This is a genomic window from Novosphingobium sp. MD-1 (assembly GCF_001014975.1).
GTDB lineage: Bacteria > Pseudomonadota > Alphaproteobacteria > Sphingomonadales > Sphingomonadaceae > Novosphingobium.
The window spans coordinates 1-23,355 of record NZ_BBXA01000025.1; the positions used below are offsets into that span (position 1 = coordinate 1).

A 23,355-nucleotide genomic window follows, 5' to 3' on the forward strand; every position below is an offset into this window, starting at 1 on the left:
GCCGCTCGCCCTGCTGGACCAGACGGTCAGCCTGCTCGATCGCGGGGCGACGCTGGTGGAGAACATGCGCCGCCGCAACCCGGACCTCACCGAAAACGCCGCCCGCGCCGCGCTCGCCCGCTTCGCCTTCCGCAACGTGGAGGGCGACCGGCCGGTGCGCGATCTCAGCGGCGGCGAATGCCTGCGCGCCGGCCTCGCCTGCGTGCTATCCGGCGCGCAAGTGCCGCAATTGCTGTTGCTCGACGAGCCGACCAACCATCTCGACATCGAATCCATCGAAGTGATCGAACAGGCCCTGCGCGGCTACGACGGCGCGCTGCTGCTGGTGAGCCATGATGCGGCGTTTCGGGACGCGGTTGGGGTTACGCGGGGGATTGGGTTGTGAGGGGTGTTGAGGCCGAAGCCGTTCGGGCTAGTCGAGGGATCGAGGTGTCGAGCGGAGGAGTTGGGTTAGTGGAGCTTCCGGGCGTATGCAGCCGGCGTAGCTGGCCTATATTTAAGAGCGTGCACATCCCAATCTTTCAATTACCGACCGGACTCCCGTCATGTGATCCACGGATCTAACCTATACGGATTGTCCCAAAAAATCGATCCCTGGCTGTCACGGACAACCGGGTGAAAGGGAGATCCGCCCAGTCGGTTGTCGACGAACGTTGTCTGCGCTTCGTCGTAGCTGATGACGAACTCCTCGGCTTGGAGACAGACGGCGTGATTAACGCCTGCAATGACAGCGTCCGGCTTCGAGAGCCGGAAAGCCTCAATCGTCTCCCTGCGTCTGGCTGCGATGAAGTATGACGCCGGTGAGATCGGCAGCACGAGAAAACTTTCGCGGTGGCCGAGGCCGTTGCTCGTCATCAATGGACGATCGCTCGTCAGGAATCGGAATCTGGTTCCCCGGGCGGCGCCCACGCCCCAGGTCATTTCGAGAAGCGCGTTGCCGACTTTTTGTGAGTCGACGATGCGGGGCAAGAGTAGCGCCAGTACATTCTCCTGAAGTCGCCCGCGCGAAGCCGAGATGTACTCATCGAAACTCTCCGGGTCGTTCTCTCCTTTGAGGGACGGATATTGTTGGCGGGCTCTTTCTAAGGTTTCCTCCATGTTGAGTTCGACGGCCCGGCGGAGTAGTGCCATCCTAGCCGGATGGCGGTGCAGCAGCGACATAAGGAACCTCGCCCATGCGTTCGCCCTTAGCTGGTCAATGGGAGGCGCTGCTGTGCTCAGCATCTCCGCGAGTGCCTCATAGGCGAGGCCATCGACCTGCTTGAAAAAGCCGCTTTCTACTCGTTGACGTAGTTCGGGGTCTGCTTCGCTGAGATCGGAGTAGAGTTCCCTCTCCCAACCAACTGACTTCCGGGCTTTGCGCTGGATGTCGAGCTTCCCTGCGTGGCGTCGCCGGTAGACAGTGACCTTGTTGTCATTACCCATCCAAGCCTTTTGGTAGAATTCGGGCAAGTAGTGATGACGTTTCGGGTCAGACATTCTCGGATGATAGTGACGGGCTTGTCCGAGGCCAAGACTATCAGGATGTCTGCGCCCTCGCGCTAAACCCTTTTCTAAATCGTTTGCTAACGTGCCCTTTGGATCGATTCGATTCGCTGCGAATGGCGGCGTTTCGGGCAAGATTGTCGCACGCAGAAATGCACCAAAACGGATATAGCGCGAGAATTCCTGTATTGTCAGGCGCGCGTCATCGCCAATAGGCATCCCGAGCCGTCGGCTCGCATCAATCCCCGCCCGCAACGGCAAGTTCCGGTTTTCGTTCGACGCTGACAGTTAATATCCGGTTGCCGGCTCTCTCCTGTCCGTCGGCGCCAGCCAACAGGCCCGGCCACCCGGCCCTAAACACGCCATCGCACCAAAACCGGCTGTTTTCCGGGCCGATTTGTGGTATGCTCCTAATTGGTGTTGTCCGGTCGACCTGTTCGGCACGGGGCATGTTCCGGGGCTGGCGGCGCGTCCGCCTTTCGCGGGCATGAGCCGGTCAGGAGCAACCGCAGGACTGAAAAGCTCCGGCCAGATGCCTTGGCGTCTGGCCGGGCGGTCCTTCCGCACCGCCCTTCCTTGCTGGCAGTTGTCCGGTTTTCCTGCTTCGTCATTGCGAGCGCAGCGAAGCAATCCAGAGCGTCACGCGGAACCCTGGATTGCTTCGCTGCGCTCGCAATGTCGCGGGTATGGGCTCAGTCCTCGGGCGCTTCGCTGTTGAGCTGGATGTAGTTTGGCAGGCCCATGCGCGCGATCATGTCGAACTGCTTTTCCAGCGTATCGACATGCTCCTCCTCGCTTTCGAGGATGTGCTGGAACAGATCGCGGCTGACATAATCGCGCACGCTTTCGCAATGGGCGATCGCGTCCTTGAGCAGCGGGATCGCCTCCATTTCCAGCGCGAGATCGGCCTTGAGGATTTCCTCCACGGATTCGCCCACGCGCAGCCGGCCCAGCGCCTGGAAATTGGGCAGGCCATCGAGGAACAGGATGCGGTCGGCCAGCTGGTCGGCGTGCTTCATCTCGTCGATGGATTCGTGCCGTTCGAACTGGGCGAGCTTCTTGATGCCCCAGTTGTCGAGCAGGCGGAAATGCAGCCAGTACTGGTTGATGGCGGTCAGTTCGTTGAACAGCGCCTTGTTGAGAAATTCGATGACCTTGGCGTCGCCCTTCATGGCGCGGCTCCTTCAAACGTCCGGGGTGGGCTGCAGCCTATGCGGCCCGCGCCCATCGGCCAAGCGCGAACGATTCGCGCGAAGGGCGGCGGTAAGGACAGGCGCTTGCGGTCAGGCGCCAGTGGTCAGGCAAGCGCGCAGGCGCGCTCGTCGGCCACCACATCCTCGGCATCGTCCAGGCACTGGCGGCACTGGGGCTGGCAGCCCAGCCGGGCGTAGAGCGCTTCGGCATCGCCCGAATGGCTCCGCGCGGCGCCCCGCAGGTCCTTCTCGCGAATGGCATTGCAGATGCAGACGTACATCAGGACACCCGATTCTCTCGATCGACGGAACATCTTTTAATGCGAGGCAGTCTCAATAGCAAGGGCTGCCCGTGAATATCCTCTTGGCATCGCCCTCCGGGACAGTCCCGATTGCCAAGCGTTGCGTTCCGCGATAGAGCGGCTCCCGCATCAAGAGTTGGGGTGGACGCCCCGACGCCAACCTGCCGATCCGGGCAAGGTGGCGCTCCGCAAGGAGGATGTGGCCGATCCGGCAACCAAACGGACACGGACACGCGCGGCGTCTTTCCCCACAGGACGAGAAGAAAGACGCCAGGACAGTGCCGATCCGGATTGCCGACAACCTGCCCGCCCGCCGCACGCTCGAATCCGAAGGCGTGATCGTGATGGGCGAAACCGAAGCCGCGCGGCAGGATATCCGCCCGCTGCGCATCGCGCTGCTGAACCTGATGCCCGACAAGATCACCACCGAAACCCAGATCGCGCGGGTGCTGGGCGCCACGCCGCTGCAGGTGGAACTGGAACTGCTGCGCATTTCCGACCACGTCAGCAAGAACACCTCGGCCGGGCACATCGCCGAATTCTACCGCCCCTGGGCGGACGTGCGCGGGGAACGCTTCGACGGGCTGATCGTGACCGGCGCGCCGGTGGAGCAGATCCCGTTTGAGGAAGTGACCTACTGGGACGAATTGCGGCGCATCTTCGACTGGTCGCAGGTCAACGTCCACCGCACGCTCAACGTCTGCTGGGGGGCGATGGCGGCGCTGCACCATTTCCATGGCGTGCCCAAGCACGGGCTGGCGGCCAAGGCCTCGGGCGTGTTCCGCCATGACAACCGCGCGCCGGCCAGCCCGTGGATGCGCGGGCTGCCCGATGTGTTCGACGTGCCCGTTTCGCGCTGGAGCGAAGTGCGCGCCACCGACCTGCCCGAAGGGCGCGGGCTGCGCGTGCTGGCCGATAGCGCCGAGACCGGGCTGTGCCTGATCGACGATCCCGCCCACCGCGCGCTGCACATGTTCAACCACCTGGAATACGATACGCTGACCCTGGCGGGCGAATATGCGCGCGATGAAGGGCACTACCTGCCGCGGCACTACTTCCCCGGCGACGATCCGCAGGCCGCGCCCGCCAACACCTGGCGCGGCCACGGGCACCTGCTCTACGGCAACTGGATCAACGAGACCTACCAGACCACGCCGTTCGATCTGGCCGACGTGGGCGGGCGCTGAGCAGGGGCGCCAGGAAGGGGCGCCAGGAAGGGGTAGGTGCGGCATCAAAGCCAGCGCCCGCTTGCCTTTCCGGGCGGACCTGACTATGGGCGCCTCCTTCAACCGACACACCATTCGGGATTCGCCTGGCTGAAAGGGCTGCCACGGCGAATCTGGCGCGTCGAATCTAGGAGACGAAAATGCCCAAGCTCAAGACCAAGAGCGGCGTGAAGAAGCGGTTCAAGATCACCGCTTCCGGCAAGGTGAAGCACGGCGTTGCCGGCAAGCGCCACCGCCTGATCAGCCACAACGCCAAGTACATCCGCCAGAACCGCGGCACGGAAGTGATTTCCGACGCCGACGCGAAGGTGATCAAGAAGTGGGCGCCCTACGGGCTGAACTGAGGAGCGCTGACTTATGAGCCGTATCAAGCGTGGTGTTACCACCCGTGCCAAGCACAAGCGGATTCTGGACCAGGCCAAGGGTTACCGCGGCCGTCGCAAGAACACGATCCGCGTCGCCCGTCAGGCCGTCGAAAAGGCCGGCCAGTACGCCTATCGCGACCGCAAGGTTAAGAAGCGCACCTTCCGCGCCCTGTGGATCCAGCGCATCAACGCCGCGGTCCGCGCCGAAGGCCTCACCTATTCGCAGTTCATCCACGGCGTGAAGCTCGCCGGGATCGAACTCGATCGCAAGGCGATGGCCGATCTGGCGATGAACGAAGGCGGCGTGTTCAACGCCGTGATCGCGCAGGCCAAGGCAGCGCTTCCCGCCGCCTGAGCCGTTCGCATCGCGAACCGCATCAAAGGGCATTGGTCCGTTCTGGACCAATGCCCTTTTTGCTGGAAAATCAGAAACTACCCCCGATTCTGCTAACCTGCGTGACAATATCGCCGATCTGGAGGCTTTTGCAGCGCGCAACAAACGATTATGGCGATTTGTAACGGATTGCTACCTAGCAACGATTCCGAAGGGTCGCGCGATTGCCAGCGGATTGCCGCGTAAAGGTTCGTTTCCATCAGCCGCCCCTGGCGCTGCGCCCCTATTTCACGACGTTTTACCTCACCGAGATCGACATTCCCGACGGGCAGCGGGTGCAGGATCACCTGCATCCCGAATGGGCCAACCTGCGGCTGTTCCAGGGTGTGACGCCCGAAGCGGAGATCGCGGGGATCAAGGGGCCGCCCGGCATTGCCGCGATCGGCACCGGGCCGACGAGCACGACCATCCGCTTCACCGCCGGCCGCTGCCGCATATGGGGCATCGGCCTGTTGCCGCTGGGCTGGGCCAAGTTCGCGCGGGCGCCGGCGCATCTCTGGGCCGATCGCATCTTCGATCCCTGCGCGGAGCCTGACTTCGCCCAGTTCGGTCCGCTGATCGACGGCGTATTCGGCGCGTGCGTGGACGAAGCGGCGGAACTGGAACGGATCACCGCCTTTTTCGCGGCGCGCGCGGACATGCCGGCGCCCGATGAAGACCGGATCGTGGCCATCCATGGCGCGATCGTCGATCCGGAAACGGGCTCCGTGGCGGACGTGGCCGAAGCGACGGGCCTGGCTTCGTACACCATCGAGCGCATCTGCCGCCGCTATTTCGGCTTCGCCCCGCGCCTGCTGCTGCGGCGGCAGCGCTTCATGCGCAGCCTGTCGCAGTACATGCTCGATCCCGAACTCAAGTGGATCGGCGCGATCGACGGGCACTATCACGATCAGGCGCAGTTCGTTCGCGATTTCCGGCGGTTCATGGGGATGACGCCGCGCGCCTATGTGGCGCATCCGCGTCCGGTGCTGTCGGCCGTGATGCGCGCGCGCTTCGAGGCGGCCGGCGCGGCCGTGCAGGCGCTGCACCTGCCGGCGCGGACCGGGGACTGATGCAACGGGGGCGCTGCGTTTCGCCCTTTGATTCCGCACCGTTTGGCGCTAGCGGCACCGGCGATGGAACAGCTTGAACAACAGCAGGCCGAAACGCTGGGCGCGATCGCGGATGCCGCGACGCCCGAAGCGGTCGAGGCGATCCGCGTAGCCGCGCTCGGCAAGCAGGGCTGGGTCAGCGCCCTGCTCAAGACGCTGGGCGGCATGTCCCCGGAACAGCGCCAGAGCGAAGGCCCGAAGATCCACGCCGCGCGCGAAGCGGTGACCGTCGCGCTGGCCGCGCGCAAGGGCGCGCTTGAGGCAGCGGCGCTCGATGCGCGGCTGGCGGCCGAGACGGTGGACCTTTCGCTTCCCGCGCCCGAAGCGCCCAGGGGATCGGTCCATCCGGTCAGCCAGGTGATGGACGAGCTGGCGGAAATCTTCGCCGACATGGGCTTCGCGGTGGCGTCCGGTCCAGAGATCGAGGACGACTGGCACAACTTCACCGCGCTCAACATGCCCGAAACGCACCCGGCGCGGGCGATGCACGATACCTTCTATTTCCCCGACAAGGATGCGGAAGGGCGCGCCATGCTGCTGCGCACGCATACCTCGCCGGTGCAGATCCGCGCGATGCTGAAACAGGGCGCGCCGCTGCGCGTGATCGCGCCCGGCCGCGTCTATCGCAGCGACAGCGATGCCACGCACACGCCGATGTTCCACCAGATCGAAGGCCTGGTGATCGACAAGGGCATCCACCTTGGTCACCTGAAGTGGACGCTGGAAACCTTTCTCAAGGCGTTCTTCGAGCGCGACGACATCGTGCTGCGCCTGCGCCCGAGCTATTTCCCGTTCACCGAACCGTCGGTGGAAGTCGACGTGGGCTATACCGTGGTCAACGGCAAGCGCGTGGTTGGCGGCGGCGGTGACGTCGCAAACGGCGGCTGGATGGAAGTGCTGGGCTCGGGCATGGTCAACCGCCGCGTCATCGAATTCGGCGGGCTCGATCCCGATCAATGGCAGGGCTTCGCCTTCGGCACCGGCGTCGACCGGCTGGCCATGCTGAAATACGGTATGGACGATCTGCGCGCGTTCTTCGATGGCGATGTGCGCTGGCTGCGGCACTACGGTTTCGGCGCGCTCGATGTGCCGACGCTTTCCGGCGGCGTGGGGGTGAAGGCATGAAGTTCTCGCTTTCGTGGCTGAAGGACCACCTCGATACTGGGTCCGACGCGGATGCCATCGCGCGCAAGCTGACTGCGCTGGGCCTTGAAATCGAAGGCGTGGAGGATGCCTCCGCTGCGCTGGGCGCGTTCCGCATCGCGCGCGTGCTGACGGCGGAAAAGCATCCGCAGGCGGACAAGCTGCAGGTGCTGTCGGTCGATCTGGGAGACGGCGCGCCGCTCCAGGTGGTCTGCGGTGCACCCAATGCGCGCGCGGGGCTGGTCGGTGTGCTGGGCCTGCCTGGCGCGGTCGTGCCCGCGAATGGCATGGAACTGCGCAAGTCGGCCATTCGCGGCGTCGAATCCAACGGCATGATGTGTTCCACGCGCGAGCTGGGCCTTGGCGAGGAACACGATGGCATCATCGAACTGCCGGCCGACGCGCCGGTGGGCGCGACCTTTGCCGACTACCTGGGGTCGGACCCGGTGTTTGACGTGGCGATCACGCCCAACCGGCCCGATTGCATGGGCGTGTACGGCATCGCGCGCGATCTGGCCGCCGCGGGGCTGGGCACGCTGAAGCCGGTGGATGCCACGCCTTTCGCGGGCGCGTTCGCGTGCCCGGTGGACATCCGCATCGAGGACGCCGAAGGCTGCCCCGCGTTCTATGGCCGCGTGATCCGGGGCGTGAAGAACGGCCCTTCGCCGCAGTGGCTGCAGGACCGGCTCAAGAGCGCCGGCCAGCGCCCGATCTCGGCGCTGGTGGACGTGACCAACTACGTCATGCTCGCCTATGGCCGCCCGGCGCACGCCTATGATCTGGCGAAGCTGAACGGTGCGGTCGTGGCGCGCCGGGCCACCGATGGCGAGAAGGTCGTCGCGCTCAACGGCAAGGAATACACGCTCGATTCGACGATGACCGTGATCGCCGATGCGGCGGGCGTGCACGACGTGGCCGGCATCATGGGCGGCGAACATTCGGGCTGCGCCGACGATACCACCGATGTCCTGCTCGAAGTCGCCTATTTCGATCCGGCGCGCATCGCCCGCACCGGGCAGGCGCTGGCGCTAACCAGCGATGCGCGCGGCCGGTTCGAACGCGGGGTGGACCCGGCGTTCCTCGATGCCGGGATCGAGCTGCTGACGCGGCTGATCCTCGACATCTGTGGTGGCGAAGCGTCCGAGGTGCTGCGCGTGGGCGCGCCGCCGCTGGCGCGCAAGACCGTGGCTTACGATCCGGCGCTGGCCGGCCGGCTGGGCGGCGTGGCGGTTGCCGAGGATGAACAGCGCCGCATTCTTGCCGCGCTGGGCTTCGAGGCGGCGGCGGGCGAAGGGTCCGGCTGGACCGTGACCGTGCCCACCTGGCGCCCGGACGTGGATGGCGCGGCCGACATCGTGGAGGAAGTGATCCGCGTGCACGGGCTGGATGCGGTGCCTTCCACCCCGCTGCCGCGCGCGGACGGGGTTGCGAAGCCCACCGCCACGCCGGCGCAGATCGTGGAACGGCGCGTGCGCCGCGCGGCCGCCGCGCGCGGGCTGAACGAGGCGGTCACCTGGTCGTTCCTGCCCGAAGGCGAGGCGGAGCATTTCGCCGAAGGCAATGGCGGGCTGTGGGTGCTGGCTAATCCGATTTCGGAAGACCTCAAGGCGATGCGCCCGTCGCTGCTGCCGGGCCTGCTTTCGGCGACCCGGCGCAACCTCGATCGCGGTGCGGCGTCCGTCGGCCTGTTCGAGATCGGCCGCCGCTATCTGCGCGGTGAGGCCGGGGCGAGCGACGAGAAGTTGAGCCTCGCGGTGGTGCTGGCAGGGGAAAAGACCCCGCGCGGCTGGAAGAGCGGCAAGGCGCAGGCCTTCGATGCCTTCGACGCCAAGGCCGAGGCGCTGGCCCTGCTGGCCGAAGCCGGCGCGCCGGTCGACAACCTGCAGGTGATGGGCGAGGCCGGGCCGCAGTTCCATCCGGGCCAGTCGGCCACGCTGCGATTGGGGCCGAAGACGGTGCTGGCACGCTTTGGCATGCTGCACCCGGCGACCGCCAAGGCGTTCGATCTCGACGGGCCGGTCGCCGCCGTGGAGCTGTTCCTCGATCGTATTCCCCCGAAGAAGGCCGCGCCCGGCTTCGCCCGGCCGCACTATGCGCCGCCCGCGCTGCAGGCGGTGACGCGCGATTTCGCCTTCCTGGTCGCTGCCGGCGTGCCGGCGGGCGACCTCGTCCGCGCGGTGAAGGGGGCCGACAAGGCCAACATCGTCGCGGCGCGGCTGTTCGACGATTTCCGCGGCCAGGGCGTGCCCGAGGGGCAGAAGTCGCTGGCGGTGGAAGTCACGCTCCAGCCGGGCGAGAAGAGCTACGACGATGCCGCGCTCAAGGCGATTGCCGACAAGGTGGTCGCGGCGGCGGGCAAACTGGGCGGCGTGCTGCGCGGATAGGTCGACAGATCACGCGCAAGCCGCCATGCTGCACCTGCGCAGGAGGACGGCTTGCCGTGAGGGACCATGCCTGAAAATCCCGTACCCGAAGACCTCGTCACCATCGCGTCCGGCGCGCTGACCGCGCGGGTCCATCCGCTGGGCGCGGAACTGTGGTCGCTGCGCGATGCCCAGGGCCGCGAGTTCATGACCGATGCCGATCCGGCGTTCTGGACCGGTCACGCGCCGCTGCTGTTCCCGATCGTGGGGGCGCTGGCGGGGGACCGCTATCGCATCGATGGGGATACCTTCACGCTGCCGCGCCACGGCTTCGCGCGGCGGATGCCGTTCGAGCTGGCGGCGCGGGACGACGATCGCGTCACCTTTCGCCTGACCGACAGCGCGGCGACTTGCGCGGTCTATCCCTTCGCCTTCGTGCTGGAGATGGCCTTCGTGGTGGACGGCGCGACGTTGCGCATGACCGCCACCGTGTCCAACCCCGGCGCAAGGCCGCTGCCGTTCGCGTTCGGGTATCACCCCGCGTTCGCCTGGCCGCTGCCCGGCGGCGCGGCGAAGGCGGCGCACCGCGTGGTGTTCGAACGGGACGAGCCGGCCGCCCTGCGCGTACTCGACGCGGCCAGCGGACTGGTAGCCCCCGAACCGCGCGCCACCCCGGTAAAGGGCCGGGAACTGGCGCTCTCGCCCGACCTGTTCGCCGCCGACGCGCTGATCTGGGACGACCTCGCCAGCCGGGCGCTGTGCTATGGCGCGGACGGCGGATCGTGGCTGGACATCGCGTTTCCGGACACGCCGATGCTGGGGCTGTGGCAGAAGCCGGGGGCGAACTACCTGTGCATCGAACCGTGGCAGGGCCATGCCGATGCGGTGGGCTTCGCCGGCGATTTCCGCGAGCGGCCGGGCATGGTGCTGCTGCCGCCGGGCGAGCGGCGCCATTTTCGCATGGACGTGACGGTGCGGGCGGCGTGAGCGAGGTCACCACCAAAACCGCGCCGCCGCGCTCGGCCAGACGGACGTGGATACTGCTGCTGGGCGTGCTGGCGGTGCTGCTGGTCTTCGCCGGCACCTACGGCCGGCATCGGCAGGAGACGGAGATCCGCAACGTCCTGTTCGCCAATTCGGCGCTGGCGGCGGCGCAGCTCGAAGGCTGCATGATGCAGCGCGTGCCGCTGGCCGGCGGCTGGAGCGCCGTACCGGAGACGAAGGGGCATCGGCGGGCGTGGAACGCGGCGCGGACCCTGCGCGTGGACGTGATCGATCAGGGTGCGCGGCGTCGCCTTGAAATCGCGGCGCAAGGCGGTCGCGCGCTCGATGCCGGGGAAGCGGCGGCGCTGAAAGCCTGTCTGGGTGGCCAGCGTTAGCGTCCTGGCCCGCTGGACGATGGACGCCGGGCGGCCCCTCGGCTAGGGGCGCATCCCATGTCCAATCGCCGCACCTTCGCCATCATTTCGCACCCTGACGCGGGCAAGACCACGCTGACTGAAAAGCTGCTGCTGCAAGGCGGCGCGATCCATCTCGCGGGCGAAGTCAAGGCGCGCGGGCAGGCGCGGCGCGCGCGGTCGGACTGGATGAAGATCGAGCAGCAGCGCGGCATCTCGGTCACGTCCTCGGTGATGACGTTCCAGAAGGACGGCATCGTCTTCAACCTGCTCGACACGCCGGGCCACGAGGACTTCTCCGAAGACACCTACCGCACGCTGACCGCGGTCGATTCGGCGATCATGGTGATCGACGCGGCCAAGGGCATCGAGCCGCAGACGCGCAAGCTGTTCGAAGTGTGCCGGATGCGTTCGGTGCCGATCATCACCTTCGTCAACAAGGTCGATCGCGAAGGCCGCTCGGTGTTCGAGACGCTGGATGAAGTGGCCGATGCGCTGGCGCTCGATGTGGTGCCGATGGCGTGGCCGATCGGCATGGGCGGCCTGTTCCAGGGCGTGCTGAACCTCGCCACCAACCAGATCAGCCGGCCCGAGGGCGACAGCCGCGAATTCCTGGGCAAGGTGGAGCCGGCGGCCGATATTCCCGATGACATCGCCGAGGAGATCGAGCTGGCGCAGGCGGGCTATCCCGAATTCGATCTCGAAGCCTATCGCCATGGCGACCTGACCCCGGTGTTTTTCGGATCGGCGCTCAAGAACTTCGGCGTGGCCGAATTGATCGACGCGATCGCGAAATACGCGCCGCCGCCGCGCCCGCAATCGTCGGAACAGGGCACGATCACGCCGGAGCGGCCCGACGTGACCGGCTTCGTGTTCAAGGTGCAGGCCAACATGGACCCGCAGCACCGCGATCGCATCGCGTTCATGCGCATGGTTTCGGGCACGTTCAAGCGTGGGATGAAGCTGACTCCGTCGGGGCTCGGCAAGCCGATCGCGGTCCATTCCCCGATCCTGTTCTTCGCGCAGGACCGCGAGATTGCCGATACGGCGGAAGCCGGCGACATCATCGGCATTCCCAACCACGGCACATTGCGCGTGGGCGATACCCTGTCCGAACGCAACGACGTGCGCTTTACCGGCCTGCCCAACTTCGCGCCCGAGATCCTGCGGCGCGTGGCGCTGAAGGACCCGACCAAGACCAAGCAGCTGCGCAAGGCGCTGGACGACCTTTCCGAAGAAGGCGTGATCCAGGTGTTCTACCCGGAAATCGGCGCGCAGTGGATCGTCGGCGTGGTCGGCCAGCTCCAGCTCGACGTGCTGATTTCGCGGCTGGAGGCGGAATACAAGGTGGAAGCGGTGCTGGAACCATCGCCGTTCGACACCGCGCGCTGGCTGAAAGGCTCGCCCGAGGCGCTGAAGGCCTTTGCCGATTTCAACCTGTCGAACCTTGCCAAGGACCGCGATGGCGATCCGGTGTTCCTGGCGCGCTCGGCCTGGGACGTGGGCTACCAGCAGGAGCGCAACCCCGAGCTGGCCTTTTCCGCGACCAAGGAAAGATAGCCGCCGGCCGCCGCCATAAGGGTGGACTTCCGGCGCGTCTCCTGTTGCACTGCACCCAACGAAAAGGCAGGAGGGAAGGATGGATTTGCTGGGACCCACTTCGCAGAGCTTCGTCTCGCAGCGGCTGCGGCTGCACTATGTCGACTGGGGCAACACGGAAAAGCCGCCGCTGCTGCTGATCCACGGCGGGCGCGACCATTGCCGCAGCTGGGACTGGACGGCCGAGGCCCTGCGCGAGGACTGGCACGTCATCGCCATGGACCACCGCGGCCATGGCGACAGCGAATGGGTTTCCGACGGCAATTACCGCACCATGGACATGGTCTATGACGTGGCGCAGCTCGTCCACCAGCTCAACCTGGCGCCGGTGACGATCGTCTCGCATTCGTGGGGCGCCAACGTCTCGCTGCGCTATGCCGGTCTTTTTCCCGAAGACGTGCGCAAGCTGGTGGCGATCGAGGGCATCTTCCCCACGCCCGAATGGGAAATGCGGATGAAGGACGTGCCCTTCGCGCGGCGCATCCGCGAATACATCGCCGAAAAGCGCAAGGCCGCCGGCCGCCTGCCGCGCCGCTATCCCACGCTGGAAGACGCCTATGCGCGCATGAAGGCGGAAAACCCCTATCTGACCGACGAGCAGGCGCGGCACCTGACCAAGCACGGGATCAACCGCAACGAGGACGGGACGTTCACCTGGAAGTTCGATCCCTACGTCCACCTCGACCATCCGTTCGACATCAGCAACGAGCGCAAGCACGAGCTGTGGGAAGCGATCACCTGTCCCACGCTGCTGCTGAATGGTGCGGATTCGTGGGCGGGCAACCCCGAGCGCGACGGGCGCATCCGGCATTTCCGCGACGCCACGGTGATCGAGTTCGAGAACGCCGGGCACTGGCTGCACCACGACCAGTTCGGCCGCTTCATGAAGACGCTGAAGGACTTCCTGTGATCGCCGGTCCGGTCGTGCCGGCGCTCAACGCCTTGCGCTGACTGCGGCCCCGGCGGTGCGGCTTACGTTCGCCAGCTACAACATCCACAAGGGCGTAGGGCTGGACCGGCGCCGCGATCCCGATCGCATCCTGGGCATCCTGCGCGAGATCGACGCGGACGTGATCGCGCTGCAGGAAGCCGATCGCCGGTTCGGCACGCGCGAGGCGGTGCTTTCGCGCCAGGCAATCCTCGAGCACAGCCCCTGGCGCCCGATCGCCCCGAACGGGGCGATGACCGGACGCGGCGGTGGCGCCCGCCCGGCGAGCATCGGCTGGCACGGCAACGTCCTGCTGGTGCGCCGCGAGATCGCGGTGGACGCGGTGGGCGCGGTGCCGCTGCCGACGCTGGAACCGCGCGGTGCGATCTGCGCGGACCTGCGCGTGGGGCAGGCCCGCCTGCGGGTGGTGGGGATGCATCTGGATCTGTCGGGCTTGCGCCGGCGGCACCAGTTGCAGGCGATTTGCGATCATGTGGAGCGCTGCGCCGGCGCGGCGCCCACCGTGCTGATGGGCGACATGAACGAATGGTCGGCGGCGCGCGGCGCCTTTCGCGGGCTGGAGGAAGGCTGGCGCCTGCTGGCACCGGGACGCAGCTTTCCGGCGCGGCGGCCGGTGGCCCAGCTCGACCGGATCGTGGTGAGCGGCGAATGGCAGGTGGAAGACCTGGGCGTGCACCACAGCGCGCTGTCGGCGGTCGGTTCCGATCATCTGCCCGTTTGGGCGCGCCTGGCGCTGCGGCCTGCCTAAAAATTAGGCAAAAGGTCCGTTTTGCACAAGATTCGGGCTGATCGTGGCCGGCGTGGGCGAATTTGCGTCCAAAAATCCTCGGATTCCTGAACTTTCGGTAAATGGCACGCCCTTTGCTTTGAGAAATCTCGCCGGCGGGTCGCCCGGCGTAGAGGCCTGGAAAGGGGGGCGTGAATGAAGTTCATCATCGCCATCATCAAGCCGTTCAAGCTGGACGAAGTGCGTGAAGCACTGTCGGCTCTGGGCGTGGCAGGGATGACGGTGTCGGAAGTGAAAGGTTTCGGTCGGCAGAAGGGGCAAACCGAAATCTATCGCGGCGCCGAGTACTCCACCAACATGCTGCCCAAGGTGAAGATCGAGATTGCGGCCAGCGATGACCTCGCTCCGCAGATCGTCGAGACGATCCAGCAGACCGCCAGCACCGAAGCGATTGGCGACGGCAAGATCTTCGTTCTGGATCTCGCTTCCGCCACGCGCATCCGCACCGGTGAATCCGGGGACACCGCGCTTTGATTTCCGACACGAGGGGAACCCATATGATCCGTAAGATGATCAGTGGCGTTGCGGGCGTGGGCGTATCGCTCTTCGCTTCTACCGCCGCTTTCGCACAGGCCGGCCCGATCAAGGCGCCGACCGCCGAGCAGATGGCCACGATGGTCAACAAGGGTGACACCACCTGGATGCTGCTTTCGGCCACGCTCGTCCTCCTGATGAGCATTCCCGCACTCGCGCTGTTCTATGGCGGTCTCGTCCGCACCAAGAACATGCTCAGCGTGCTGATGCAGGTTTTCATGATCGTGTCGGTCGCCGCCCTGTGCTGGGTGAGCTGGGGCTATTCGATGGCCTTCACCGGCGGTTCGCCGTACTTCGGCGGCCTTTCCAAGATGTTCCTGGCCGGCGTTTCGGCCTCGACCTACGCCGCGACGTTCTCGAACAACGTCTACATTCCCGAATATGCCTACGTCATCTTCCAGATGACCTTCGCCTGCATCACGCCGGCGCTGATCGTCGGCGCGTTCGCGGAACGCGTGAAGTTCACGCCGCTAATGATCTTCACGGTGCTGTGGCTGACGCTGGTCTATTTCCCGATGGCCCACATGGTGTGGTACTTCGCCGGTCCTGACTTCCTGGCCGATGCGCCGACCGATGCCGGTCTGCTCTATGGCTGGGGCGCGCTGGACTTCGCGGGCGGCACCGTCGTTCACATCAACGCGGGCATCGCCGGCCTCGTCGGCTGCCTCGTGATCGGCAAGCGCGTGGGTTATGGCAAGGAAGCAACCCCGCCGCACTCGCTGACCATGACCATGATCGGCGCCTCGCTGCTGTGGGTGGGCTGGTTCGGCTTCAACGCCGGTTCGAACCTCGAAGCCAACGGCCTGGCCGCGCTCGCCTTCATCAACACCTTCGTCGCCACGGCCGCCGCCGCCGTTTCCTGGGCGATCGTCGAGCAGATCAAGCACGGCAAGCCTTCGATGCTGGGTGCCGCCTCGGGTGCCGTCGCCGGCCTCGTCGCGATCACTCCGGCCGCCGGCTTCGCGGCGCCGATGACCTCGATCATTCTGGGTCTCGTCGTCTCGCCGATCTGCTTCCTGTTCGTCTCGACCGTGAAGAACGCGCTCAAGTACGACGATACGCTCGACGTCTTCGGCGTGCACTGCATCGGCGGGATCGTCGGCGCGATCGGCACCGGCATCGTCGCCAACCCGGCTTTCGGCGGCCAGGGCTGGGTGGACTACACCGTGTTCCCCGCCGTTGCCGGCAAGTACGACATGGCGGCCCAGGTCTTCACCCAGATCAAGGCCGTGCTGCTGACGCTGGTCCTCTCGGGCGGTGTCTCCGCGATCCTCTTCTTCGCCCTCGACAAGACCATCGGTCTGCGTCCCAGCGAAGAGGCTGAACGCGAAGGCCTCGACATCACCGAGCACGGCGAACGCGCCTACAACTACTGAGTTACCGAGCTTGGCGGGGCGGGGGGTGTGATCCTCTCCCTCTCTCCCCCGACCCCGCCAGACGATGTTCCTCCTGCGAACAGACTAAGGCCGGAGTGCTAGCCCACTCCGGCCTCTTTTATTGTCTGGCGCAAAAGGAGGGCGCGACAGGCGCCCGGAAAGGTCCACCGTCGGAAAAATGCGCGGCGCTTAAGAGCTTTGCAACCGCTGGTCGATACTGAGGTCACTTCGGCTCAACACCCAGAGCATACGAAAGACTACGTAGTGGGCAGCAACAAGCTAAGAAGTCTGTTGGGGCGTCGGTCCGGTGCGGGAGAAGGAAACTCCCGGGCGCGGCGCATGTCGCAAGGGGATGCGGCGGCTCTCTGTTTCGCTTACGAGGATCTGGGCCTCGGCAGTTTCTGGACGACCGATGGCGAGGGGCGGCTGACTTACATGTCGCCCGCCGCGCAGGCCTTGCTCGGCGGCGGCGAGGACGGCCTCATTGGCCGGCCTTTCCTGGAGCTGTTCCTGCCGCCCGATCGCGAAGCCGAAGGAGACAGCCAGCGGGCGCTGTCCTTCGCGCTGGCCCGCCGGGGCCGCTTCGAGCGCGTGATCGCCCGGAGCGAGGCCGGGGGACGGGGCTGCTGGTGGTCGATCTCGGGCGAACCGCAGAGCGATGGCAATACCTTCACGGGTTTTCGCGGGCACTGTGCCGACATTACCGGCGAGCGCGAATCCGCCGAGGAAAGCTCGCGGCTGGCCATGCACGATCCGCTGACCGGGCTGCTCAACCGCCGGCGCATGACGCAAGTGCTCGAACGCACGCTAACCGCCTACGCACTGCAGCGGCGCTCTTGCGCGATCATGCTGATCGACCTCGACCGCTTCAAGCAGGTCAACGATACGCTGGGCCACGCCGCCGGTGACGCGCTGCTCAAGCAGGTGGCCGATCGTCTGGTGAAGATCGTGGGCGACAAGGAAAAGGTCTGCCGCCTGGGCGGCGACGAGTTCCAGGTCATCCTGCCCGATCAGGAAGATCGCGGCGTGCTGGGCGACATGGCCACCTCGATCATCAGCAGCATCTCGCAGCCGTATTCGATCGAAGGCAGCCGTTGCACCATCGGCGCGTCGGTGGGCGTGGCGGTCGCGCCGTTCGACGGGCAGGCCAGCGAGGAACTGGTGCGCAACGCCGATCTCGCGCTCTATGCCGCCAAGGGCAGCGGACGCGGCCGGTTCCGCTTCTTTTCGAACGATCTGCTGAAGGCGGCCGAAGATCGCCGCGTGCTGGAGGAAGACCTCATCGACGCGCTGCCGAAAGGCCAGCTCGAACTGCACTACCAGCCGATCGTGAAAGCCACGTCGAACCAGATCGTCGGGATGGAGGCGCTGTTGCGCTGGAATCATCCTGAGCAGGGCTGGATTTCGCCCGCGCGGTTCATCCCGATCGCCGAAGAATCGCACCTGATCTGCCGCATCGGCGAATGGGTGCTGCGCAAGGCGTGTGAAGACGCGGCCTCATGGCCGGGCGACGCGCGCGTGGCGGTCAATGTCTCCCCCATCCAGTTCGCGGATTCGTCGCTGCCCGCGCTGGTGGCGAGTGCGCTGGCGTCGTCGGGGCTGGAGCCCGACCGGCTGGAACTGGAAATCACCGAAGGCGTGTTCCTGCAGGAAGGCGGGACCACCGACGCGATGTTCCGGGCGCTGAAGGATCTGGGCGTTCGCCTGGCGCTCGACGATTTCGGCACCGGCTATTCCTCGCTCGCCTATCTGAAGACCGCGCCGTTCGACAAGATCAAGATCGACCAGAGCTTCGTGCGCGGCGCGACGGGTTCGGGATCGCGCAACCGCGCGATCATCGCCGCGATCGTGGCGCTGGCCAAGGCGCTGGACATGGAAACGACGGCGGAAGGCGTCGAATCGTTCGACCAGTTCGATCTGATGAAAAGCCTGGAAGTCAGCCATGTGCAGGGCTTCATCTACAGCCCCGCGATCACCAACGACGATTTCCTGGCCCGGCTGGATGGCGATGGATGGATCATCGCCCCGTCCGGACCCGCGCGGCAGCGGCATGACCGGCAGGCGATGTTCCGCCGGATCGGCGCGATCCACGAAGATCACTATTATCCGATCGTGCTGCGCAACCTGTCGGTATCCGGCGCGCTGATCGAGGGCATGGTGGACGTGCCACTGGGCACGAAATTCGTGCTCGATCTGGGTGACGGCCAGCTGGTCATCGCCACGGTGCGCCGTTCGCGCAAGCACCAGCAAGGTGTTGAGTTCGAACAGGAAATGGTGGCGGATGGCAATGGCGGGCTGTGTACGCGCCATCGCGTTTCGCCCTATGCCCTGACGGCGGCGGGCCTGACCCAGACGCCGGGCCATGCCGGGCCGATGCTGATCACCCGCAGCGAGGACGGCCGCGTCATGCTGCCCGCGTTCAGCCTGGCGAGCGAATGGAACGGAGCCGCCCTGCGCACCGAGGCGGCCTGAACGGCAGGCGCGGGCTACCCGTTGCGGAATTTGTCCACGCCGCCTAATGCCCGGCGCATCATGGCAGACGCGCAGACATCCCCGGACCGGCCGCAACCCAAGGAATGGATCAAGGCGATCCACGCCTATGTTCCCGGCAAGTCCACCGGGGCCGACGGGCGTCCGCTGATCAAGCTTTCGGCGAACGAGAACCCGCTGGGCACCAGCGCGGCCGTGCTCGCGGCGCGTGGTGGTGCAGGGCACGGCGCGGGGGAACCTTCGCGCTATCCCGATCCCGACAGCAAGGATCTGCGCGCCGCGCTGGGCGCGTTGCACGGCATTTCCGCCGATCGCATCGTCATGGGCACCGGTTCGGACGAACTGCTGCACATCGCGGCGCAGGCCTACGCCGGGCCGGGGGACGAGATCGTCTACGTCCGCTATGGCTTCTCGGTCTATGACATCGCCGCGCGCCGGTGCGGCGCGGCGCCGGTGGTGGCGCCAGACGCGGACTATGGCACCGACGTCGACGCGCTACTGGCCTGCGTGACCGAGCGGACGCGGGTGGTGTTCCTCGCCAATCCCAACAATCCCACGGGCAGCTTCCTGCCCCGCGAAGGGATCGCCCGGCTCCACGCCGCGCTGCGCCCGGACGTGCTGCTGGTGATCGACCAGGCCTATGCCGAATATGTCGCGCCGGACGATGACGATGGCGCGCTTGCCCTGGCGGTCAGCGCGGCGAATGTGCTGGTGACGCGCACGTTCTCGAAGATCTATGGCCTGGCCGGCGAACGCATCGGCTGGGCGACGGGCGACGCCGCGATCGTCGACATGCTCAACCGCATTCGCGGCCCCTTCAACCTGTCGCTGACGGCGCAGGCAACCGGGCTGGCAGCGGTGGCGGACCAAAGCTTCGTGGAGGCATCGCGCCGGCACAATGCCGCGCAGCGCGCGAAGTTCGTGGCGGCGCTCAACGCGCTGGGCAACCACGGCATCCGTCCGTTGCCGAGCGAGGCGAACTTCGTGCTGATCCTGTTCGAAGGCGCGCTGAGCGCCGAGGCGGCCTATCTGGGGCTGATGGAGCACGGCTACATCACCCGCTGGCTGCCGGGGCAGGGGCTGCCGCAGGCGCTGCGCATCACCATCGGCACCGAAGCGCAGATGGACGAGATCGCGGCCGCGCTGCGGCAGATGTGCGAGACGGCGAAGTGACGACGTCCGCGCCCGCGCCGTTCCGCCACGTTGCGGTGATCGGGCTGGGCCTGCTGGGCGGATCGGTCGCCCGCGCGGTCAAGACCTACGCGCCCGATGCCACGGTAAGCGGCTTCGACGCCGATGCCGCCGTGCGCCGGCGCGCGCGGGAGATCGCGCTGTACGATACGATCGCCGAAAGCGCGGGCGAGGCGGTGCGCGAAGCGGACCTTGTCGTACTGTGCGTGCCGGTGGGCGCGATGGGTGCTGCCGCACGGGCACTCGCGACGGACCTGCCGCAGGGCGCGCTGGTGACCGACGTGGGATCGAGCAAGGCCAGCGTGGCGCGCGCGCTGGCGGACGCGCTGCCGGGCCATGCGGTGATCCCCGCGCACCCGGTTGCCGGGACCGAGCAGAGCGGGCCGGACGCGGGCTTCGCCACGCTGTTCCGCAACCGCTGGTGCATCCTGACGCCACCCGCCGATGCCGATCCGGCGCTGCTGGCGCGGCTGGCCGCATTCTGGGAAACGCTGGGCGCGCGCGTCGATATCATGGATGCCGAACACCACGATCTGGTGCTTGCCGTGACCAGCCACCTGCCGCACCTGATCGCCTATACGATCGTCGGCACCGCGTCGGATCTCGAGGCGGTGACGCAGAGCGAGGTCATCAAGTATTCGGCCGGCGGCTTCCGCGATTTCACCCGCATCGCCGCGTCGGACCCGACGATGTGGCGCGACGTGTTCCTGAACAACCGCGATGCCGTGCTCGACATGCTCCAGCGCTTCACCGAGGATCTGATGGGGCTGCAGAAAGCGATCCGGGTCGGCGATGGCGCGGCGCTGTTCGACCACTTCACCCACACCCGCGCGATCCGCCGCTCGATCATCGAGCAGGGCCAGGACGATGCGCGCCCCGATTTCGGCCGCGTTCACGACGAGGGCACGGACCGACGGTCAGGCCAGCAGGAATAGCAGGGCTACGGCCGCCATCACGGCGGTGGAAAGCCAGCCGCCGAGCGCCAGCGCCGGCGAGATGACGAAGGCGCCCATTACGCGCGGATTGCGGGCGATAAGCATGGTCACCACCATCAGCGGCGGCGCCAGCAGCCCGTTGACCACCGCGGCCCAGTACAGCGCGTGCATCGGATCGATCGCCAGAAGGTTGAGCGCGATGCCCGCCGCCGTGGCCAGCGCGATCACGGCATAGAACGCCTTGGCTTCGCGCAGGCGCCGATCCAGCCCCTCGCTCCAGTCGAAGGTTTCGGCGACGGCATAGGCGGCCGAGCCGGCCAGCACCGGAATGGCGAGCAGGCCGGTGCTGACAATGCCCAGCGCGAACAGCACGAAGGCGAAGTCTCCGGCCAGCGGACGTAGCGCGGAGGCGGCCTGCACCGCGCTGTCGATTTCGGTGATGCCTGCCCGGTGCAGCGTTGCCGCCGTGGCGATGACGATGAAGATCGCGGTCAGGTTGGAAAAGACCATGCCCACCAGCGTGTCGATGCGGATGCGGCGCAGCTCCGCGCCGGCGGTGCGCGGCGCCACGCAGAGCGGCTTGGTGTGGCGGCGGCGCTGTTCTTCCACTTCCTGCCCGGCCTGCCAGAAGAACAGGTAAGGGCTGATCGTGGTGCCCAGCACCGCCACCAATGCCATCACGCTGGCCTTGTCGAAGGCCAGGTGCGGGATCAGCACGCCCCGGGCCGCATCGTCCCAGGATACGTGCGCCACGGCCGCCACCGCGAAATACGACAGCAGCGACAGGGTGGTCCATTTGAGAATGCTGGCATAGCGCGCATAGCTGACGAACACTTCCAGCGCGATGCTGAGCAGCCCGAAGCCGATGATGAACGGCATGTCGGGGCCAGGCAGGATCAGGGTGAGCGCCGAGCCCATCGCGCCCAGGTCGGCACCCAGGTTGATGACGTTGGCGATCAGCAGGAGCATGACCACGCCGCGCAGCAGCGGCCGGGGGTAATGGTCGCGCAGGTTGTGGGCGATGCCCCGCCCCGATACTGCGCCGATCCTGCCGCAAATCTCCTGGATCGCGGTCATCAACGGCAGGCTGAACAGCAGCGTCCACGCCATGCCATAGCCGAACTGTGCGCCGACCTGGCTGTAAGTGCCGATGCCGCTGGGATCGTCGTCGGCCGCGCCGGTGACGAGACCCGGCCCCAGCACCGCGAGAGGGGAACGGCGGGGCGGCGCTTCTTCGCCGGCTTCTTCGGGCGGCTCGGGGGCGTCAGTCATGCAGCACGTTGAGCGCCGCCAGAACCCGCGCCTCCACCTCGTCGCGGGGAAGCCCGGCGGGAATCTCCTCGCCGAAGTGATAGCGGACGGTGCCCGATCGTTTCCACAGCCGATGGTAGAGCGGGCCGCTGTTCACCGCGACCGGAATCACCGGCAGGTTCAGCAGCTTGTACAGGCCGGCGAAGCCCGATTGCAGCGGCGCGGCCGAACCGTGCGGCACGCGCGTTCCTTCGGGAAAGATCACCAGCGGACGGCCGTTGGCGATCAGCCGGCGCGCCTCCGTCAGCATCGTGCGCAGGGCCTTTGCCCCGGCATCGCGCTCCACCCCGATCAGGCCATAGCGGACCCCCGCCTTGCCCCACAGCGGCAGGCGCATCAATTCCATCTTGGCGAAGACCACCGGCGTATCGAACGTGGCGGGCAGCTCGATCGCCTCGTAGAACGATTCGTGCCGGATCGCGTACAGCACGCCGCCGCGCGGGTGGGCGACGTTGCTTTCGCGCCGGATGCCCAGCAGATAGCGGCAGCAGGCGCGGTGATACTTGCCCCAGCTGCGGATGGCCGAGCGGAAACGATGTTCGGAGACGGACATCATCAGCGCCACCCAGATCACCAGGAACACCGTGCCCGTGTAGAACACCAGGTAGAACGCCAGGCTGCGCGGGATATCGAGGATGCTGCCGCGCGGCTGCGGCGGTGCCATCGGAGACGTCATGGTGGCGCTTGTCCTTGTTACCAGCCGGCGGCCCATGCGCCGATGCGGGCAAGCAGCTTGTTGTATTCTAGGAACAGGATGCGCAGCGAAGGGCGCGACGGCACGGCATCGCGCACGATCACGATATCGTCGGGCAATGCGGCGGCGAGGTCGAACGCGGCGCGGCGCATGTGCCAGTCGGTGGTGATGAGGCGGATCGAATGCAGGCGCTGCGCCGCCACCCAGCGCGCCGCTTCCAGCCCGTTGGAGCGGGTGTCGACCGAATCGTAGCCCAGCGTGATGCAGCATTGCAGCAGGCGCGGTTCCACCCCGTATTCGGCCGCGAATTCGCCCGGCTTCACTTCGCGGTCCACCCCGGCGATCAGCAGTTTGCGCGCGTGGCCGGCGCGCAGTTCCGTCAGCGCGCGCGGGATGCGACCGCCGCCGCCGGTCACCACGACGATGCCGTCGGTGGTGCGGTCGTCGGCCGGCTGGGGCAGCAGCAGCGCGAACCACAGGAAGCCCAGCACCCAGGCGAGCATCGTCAGCGACGCGATGCGCCGGAACAG

Annotated in this window: 23 protein-coding genes and 1 riboswitch; of the genes, 17 read left to right on the forward strand and 6 right to left on the reverse strand. The window is 66.6% G+C overall.

What is annotated here, in order from left to right; all coding sequences use genetic code 11:
* Positions 1–385 (forward strand): ATP-binding cassette domain-containing protein (locus tag NMD1_RS08220; protein ID WP_147457739.1); only part of this gene is annotated, 385 nt, incomplete at its 5' end.
* A 158-nt stretch (positions 386–543) separates the two neighbouring features.
* Here the strand turns inward: NMD1_RS08220 and NMD1_RS08225 are convergent.
* The 3 genes from NMD1_RS08225 to NMD1_RS08235 all read right to left on the reverse strand — a co-directional run bounded on the left by NMD1_RS08225 (position 544) and on the right by NMD1_RS08235 (position 2,959).
* The gene (locus tag NMD1_RS08225; RefSeq protein WP_233497443.1) at positions 544–1,746 is read right to left on the reverse strand and encodes a DUF4238 domain-containing protein; all 1,203 of its coding nucleotides are present in this window, start codon (positions 1,744–1,746) and stop codon (positions 544–546) included.
* 431 nt (positions 1,747–2,177) lie between these two features.
* Positions 2,178–2,657 (reverse strand): bacterioferritin, encoded by a 480-nt coding sequence (bfr, locus tag NMD1_RS08230; protein WP_124810524.1) that lies wholly within the window; start codon positions 2,655–2,657, stop codon positions 2,178–2,180.
* Positions 2,658–2,782: 125 nt separating this feature from the next.
* Positions 2,783–2,959 (reverse strand): bacterioferritin-associated ferredoxin, encoded by a 177-nt coding sequence (locus NMD1_RS08235; RefSeq protein WP_124810523.1) that lies wholly within the window; start codon positions 2,957–2,959, stop codon positions 2,783–2,785.
* Positions 2,960–3,101: 142 nt separating this feature from the next.
* Positions 3,102–3,209, forward strand: a riboswitch (SAM-I-IV-variant riboswitch).
* Between the two features lie 49 nt (positions 3,210–3,258).
* On the opposite strand from NMD1_RS08235, the gene metA reads away from it, so the two are divergent.
* The 16 genes from metA (at position 3,259) to NMD1_RS08315 (ending at position 20,820) form a co-directional block, all read left to right on the forward strand.
* Positions 3,259–4,167, forward strand: a complete 909-nt coding sequence (gene metA / locus NMD1_RS08240) for a homoserine O-succinyltransferase (protein ID WP_199558090.1) — start codon at positions 3,259–3,261, stop codon at positions 4,165–4,167.
* A gap of 179 nt (positions 4,168–4,346) precedes the next feature.
* Positions 4,347–4,550: a 50S ribosomal protein L35 gene (rpmI, locus tag NMD1_RS08245; RefSeq protein WP_124810521.1), complete on the forward strand. Its 204-nt coding sequence runs from the start codon at positions 4,347–4,349 to the stop codon at positions 4,548–4,550.
* 13 nt (positions 4,551–4,563) lie between these two features.
* Entirely contained in the window at positions 4,564–4,926 is a 363-nt protein-coding gene (gene rplT / locus NMD1_RS08250) for a 50S ribosomal protein L20 (protein WP_124810520.1), read from the forward strand.
* Positions 4,927–5,129: 203 nt separating this feature from the next.
* On the forward strand, positions 5,130–6,017 hold the full coding sequence (locus NMD1_RS08255; protein WP_125954377.1) for an AraC family transcriptional regulator: 888 nt from the start codon (positions 5,130–5,132) through the stop codon (positions 6,015–6,017).
* A 63-nt stretch (positions 6,018–6,080) separates the two neighbouring features.
* A complete protein-coding gene (gene pheS / locus NMD1_RS08260) occupies positions 6,081–7,181 on the forward strand; it encodes a phenylalanine--tRNA ligase subunit alpha (RefSeq protein WP_125954378.1) in 1,101 nt (366 codons plus the stop codon).
* Positions 7,178–9,583: a phenylalanine--tRNA ligase subunit beta gene (gene pheT, locus NMD1_RS08265; protein ID WP_125954379.1), complete on the forward strand. Its 2,406-nt coding sequence runs from the start codon at positions 7,178–7,180 to the stop codon at positions 9,581–9,583. Before pheS ends, pheT begins: the two co-directional genes overlap by 4 nt.
* 66 nt (positions 9,584–9,649) lie before the next feature.
* Positions 9,650–10,549, forward strand: a complete 900-nt coding sequence (locus tag NMD1_RS08270) for an aldose 1-epimerase family protein (protein WP_125954380.1) — start codon at positions 9,650–9,652, stop codon at positions 10,547–10,549.
* A complete protein-coding gene (locus tag NMD1_RS08275) occupies positions 10,546–10,941 on the forward strand; it encodes a hypothetical protein (RefSeq protein ID WP_125954381.1) in 396 nt (131 codons plus the stop codon). Before NMD1_RS08270 ends, NMD1_RS08275 begins: the two co-directional genes overlap by 4 nt.
* 57 nt (positions 10,942–10,998) lie before the next feature.
* On the forward strand, positions 10,999–12,519 hold the full coding sequence (locus tag NMD1_RS08280) for a peptide chain release factor 3 (RefSeq protein WP_125954382.1): 1,521 nt from the start codon (positions 10,999–11,001) through the stop codon (positions 12,517–12,519).
* A gap of 79 nt (positions 12,520–12,598) precedes the next feature.
* Complete coding sequence (locus tag NMD1_RS08285) at positions 12,599–13,468, forward strand: alpha/beta fold hydrolase (RefSeq protein WP_124810514.1); 870 nt, start codon at positions 12,599–12,601, stop codon at positions 13,466–13,468.
* A gap of 55 nt (positions 13,469–13,523) precedes the next feature.
* The gene (locus NMD1_RS08290; RefSeq protein ID WP_125954383.1) at positions 13,524–14,255 is read left to right on the forward strand and encodes an endonuclease/exonuclease/phosphatase family protein; all 732 of its coding nucleotides are present in this window, start codon (positions 13,524–13,526) and stop codon (positions 14,253–14,255) included.
* Between the two features lie 174 nt (positions 14,256–14,429).
* Positions 14,430–14,768, forward strand: coding sequence for a P-II family nitrogen regulator (locus tag NMD1_RS08295; RefSeq protein WP_124810512.1), 339 nt, complete (start codon positions 14,430–14,432; stop codon positions 14,766–14,768).
* Positions 14,769–14,791: 23 nt separating this feature from the next.
* Entirely contained in the window at positions 14,792–16,204 is a 1,413-nt protein-coding gene (locus NMD1_RS08300; protein ID WP_125954384.1) for an ammonium transporter, read from the forward strand.
* Between the two features lie 339 nt (positions 16,205–16,543).
* Positions 16,544–18,676 carry a bifunctional diguanylate cyclase/phosphodiesterase gene (locus tag NMD1_RS08305; RefSeq protein ID WP_125954385.1) on the forward strand — a complete coding sequence of 711 codons (2,133 nt, stop codon included), beginning with the start codon at positions 16,544–16,546 and terminating at the stop codon, positions 18,674–18,676.
* A 60-nt stretch (positions 18,677–18,736) separates the two neighbouring features.
* Positions 18,737–19,867 carry a histidinol-phosphate transaminase gene (locus NMD1_RS08310; protein ID WP_125954386.1) on the forward strand — a complete coding sequence of 377 codons (1,131 nt, stop codon included), beginning with the start codon at positions 18,737–18,739 and terminating at the stop codon, positions 19,865–19,867.
* Positions 19,864–20,820 (forward strand): prephenate/arogenate dehydrogenase family protein, encoded by a 957-nt coding sequence (locus NMD1_RS08315; RefSeq protein WP_125954387.1) that lies wholly within the window; start codon positions 19,864–19,866, stop codon positions 20,818–20,820. The genes NMD1_RS08310 and NMD1_RS08315 overlap by 4 nt, the downstream gene beginning before the upstream one ends.
* Here the strand turns inward: NMD1_RS08315 and NMD1_RS08320 are convergent.
* The 3 genes from NMD1_RS08320 to NMD1_RS08330 are packed head-to-tail and all read right to left on the reverse strand — an operon-like array spanning position 20,803 to position 23,328.
* The gene (locus tag NMD1_RS08320; protein ID WP_125954388.1) at positions 20,803–22,092 is read right to left on the reverse strand and encodes an NRAMP family divalent metal transporter; all 1,290 of its coding nucleotides are present in this window, start codon (positions 22,090–22,092) and stop codon (positions 20,803–20,805) included. The genes NMD1_RS08315 and NMD1_RS08320 overlap by 18 nt on opposite strands.
* The gene (locus NMD1_RS08325) at positions 22,085–22,807 is read right to left on the reverse strand and encodes a 1-acyl-sn-glycerol-3-phosphate acyltransferase (RefSeq protein WP_233497444.1); all 723 of its coding nucleotides are present in this window, start codon (positions 22,805–22,807) and stop codon (positions 22,085–22,087) included. The genes NMD1_RS08320 and NMD1_RS08325 overlap by 8 nt, the downstream gene beginning before the upstream one ends.
* Positions 22,808–22,824: 17 nt before the next feature.
* The gene (locus NMD1_RS08330; RefSeq protein WP_124810529.1) at positions 22,825–23,328 is read right to left on the reverse strand and encodes a YdcF family protein; all 504 of its coding nucleotides are present in this window, start codon (positions 23,326–23,328) and stop codon (positions 22,825–22,827) included.
* Between the last annotated feature and the right edge of the window lie 27 nt (positions 23,329–23,355).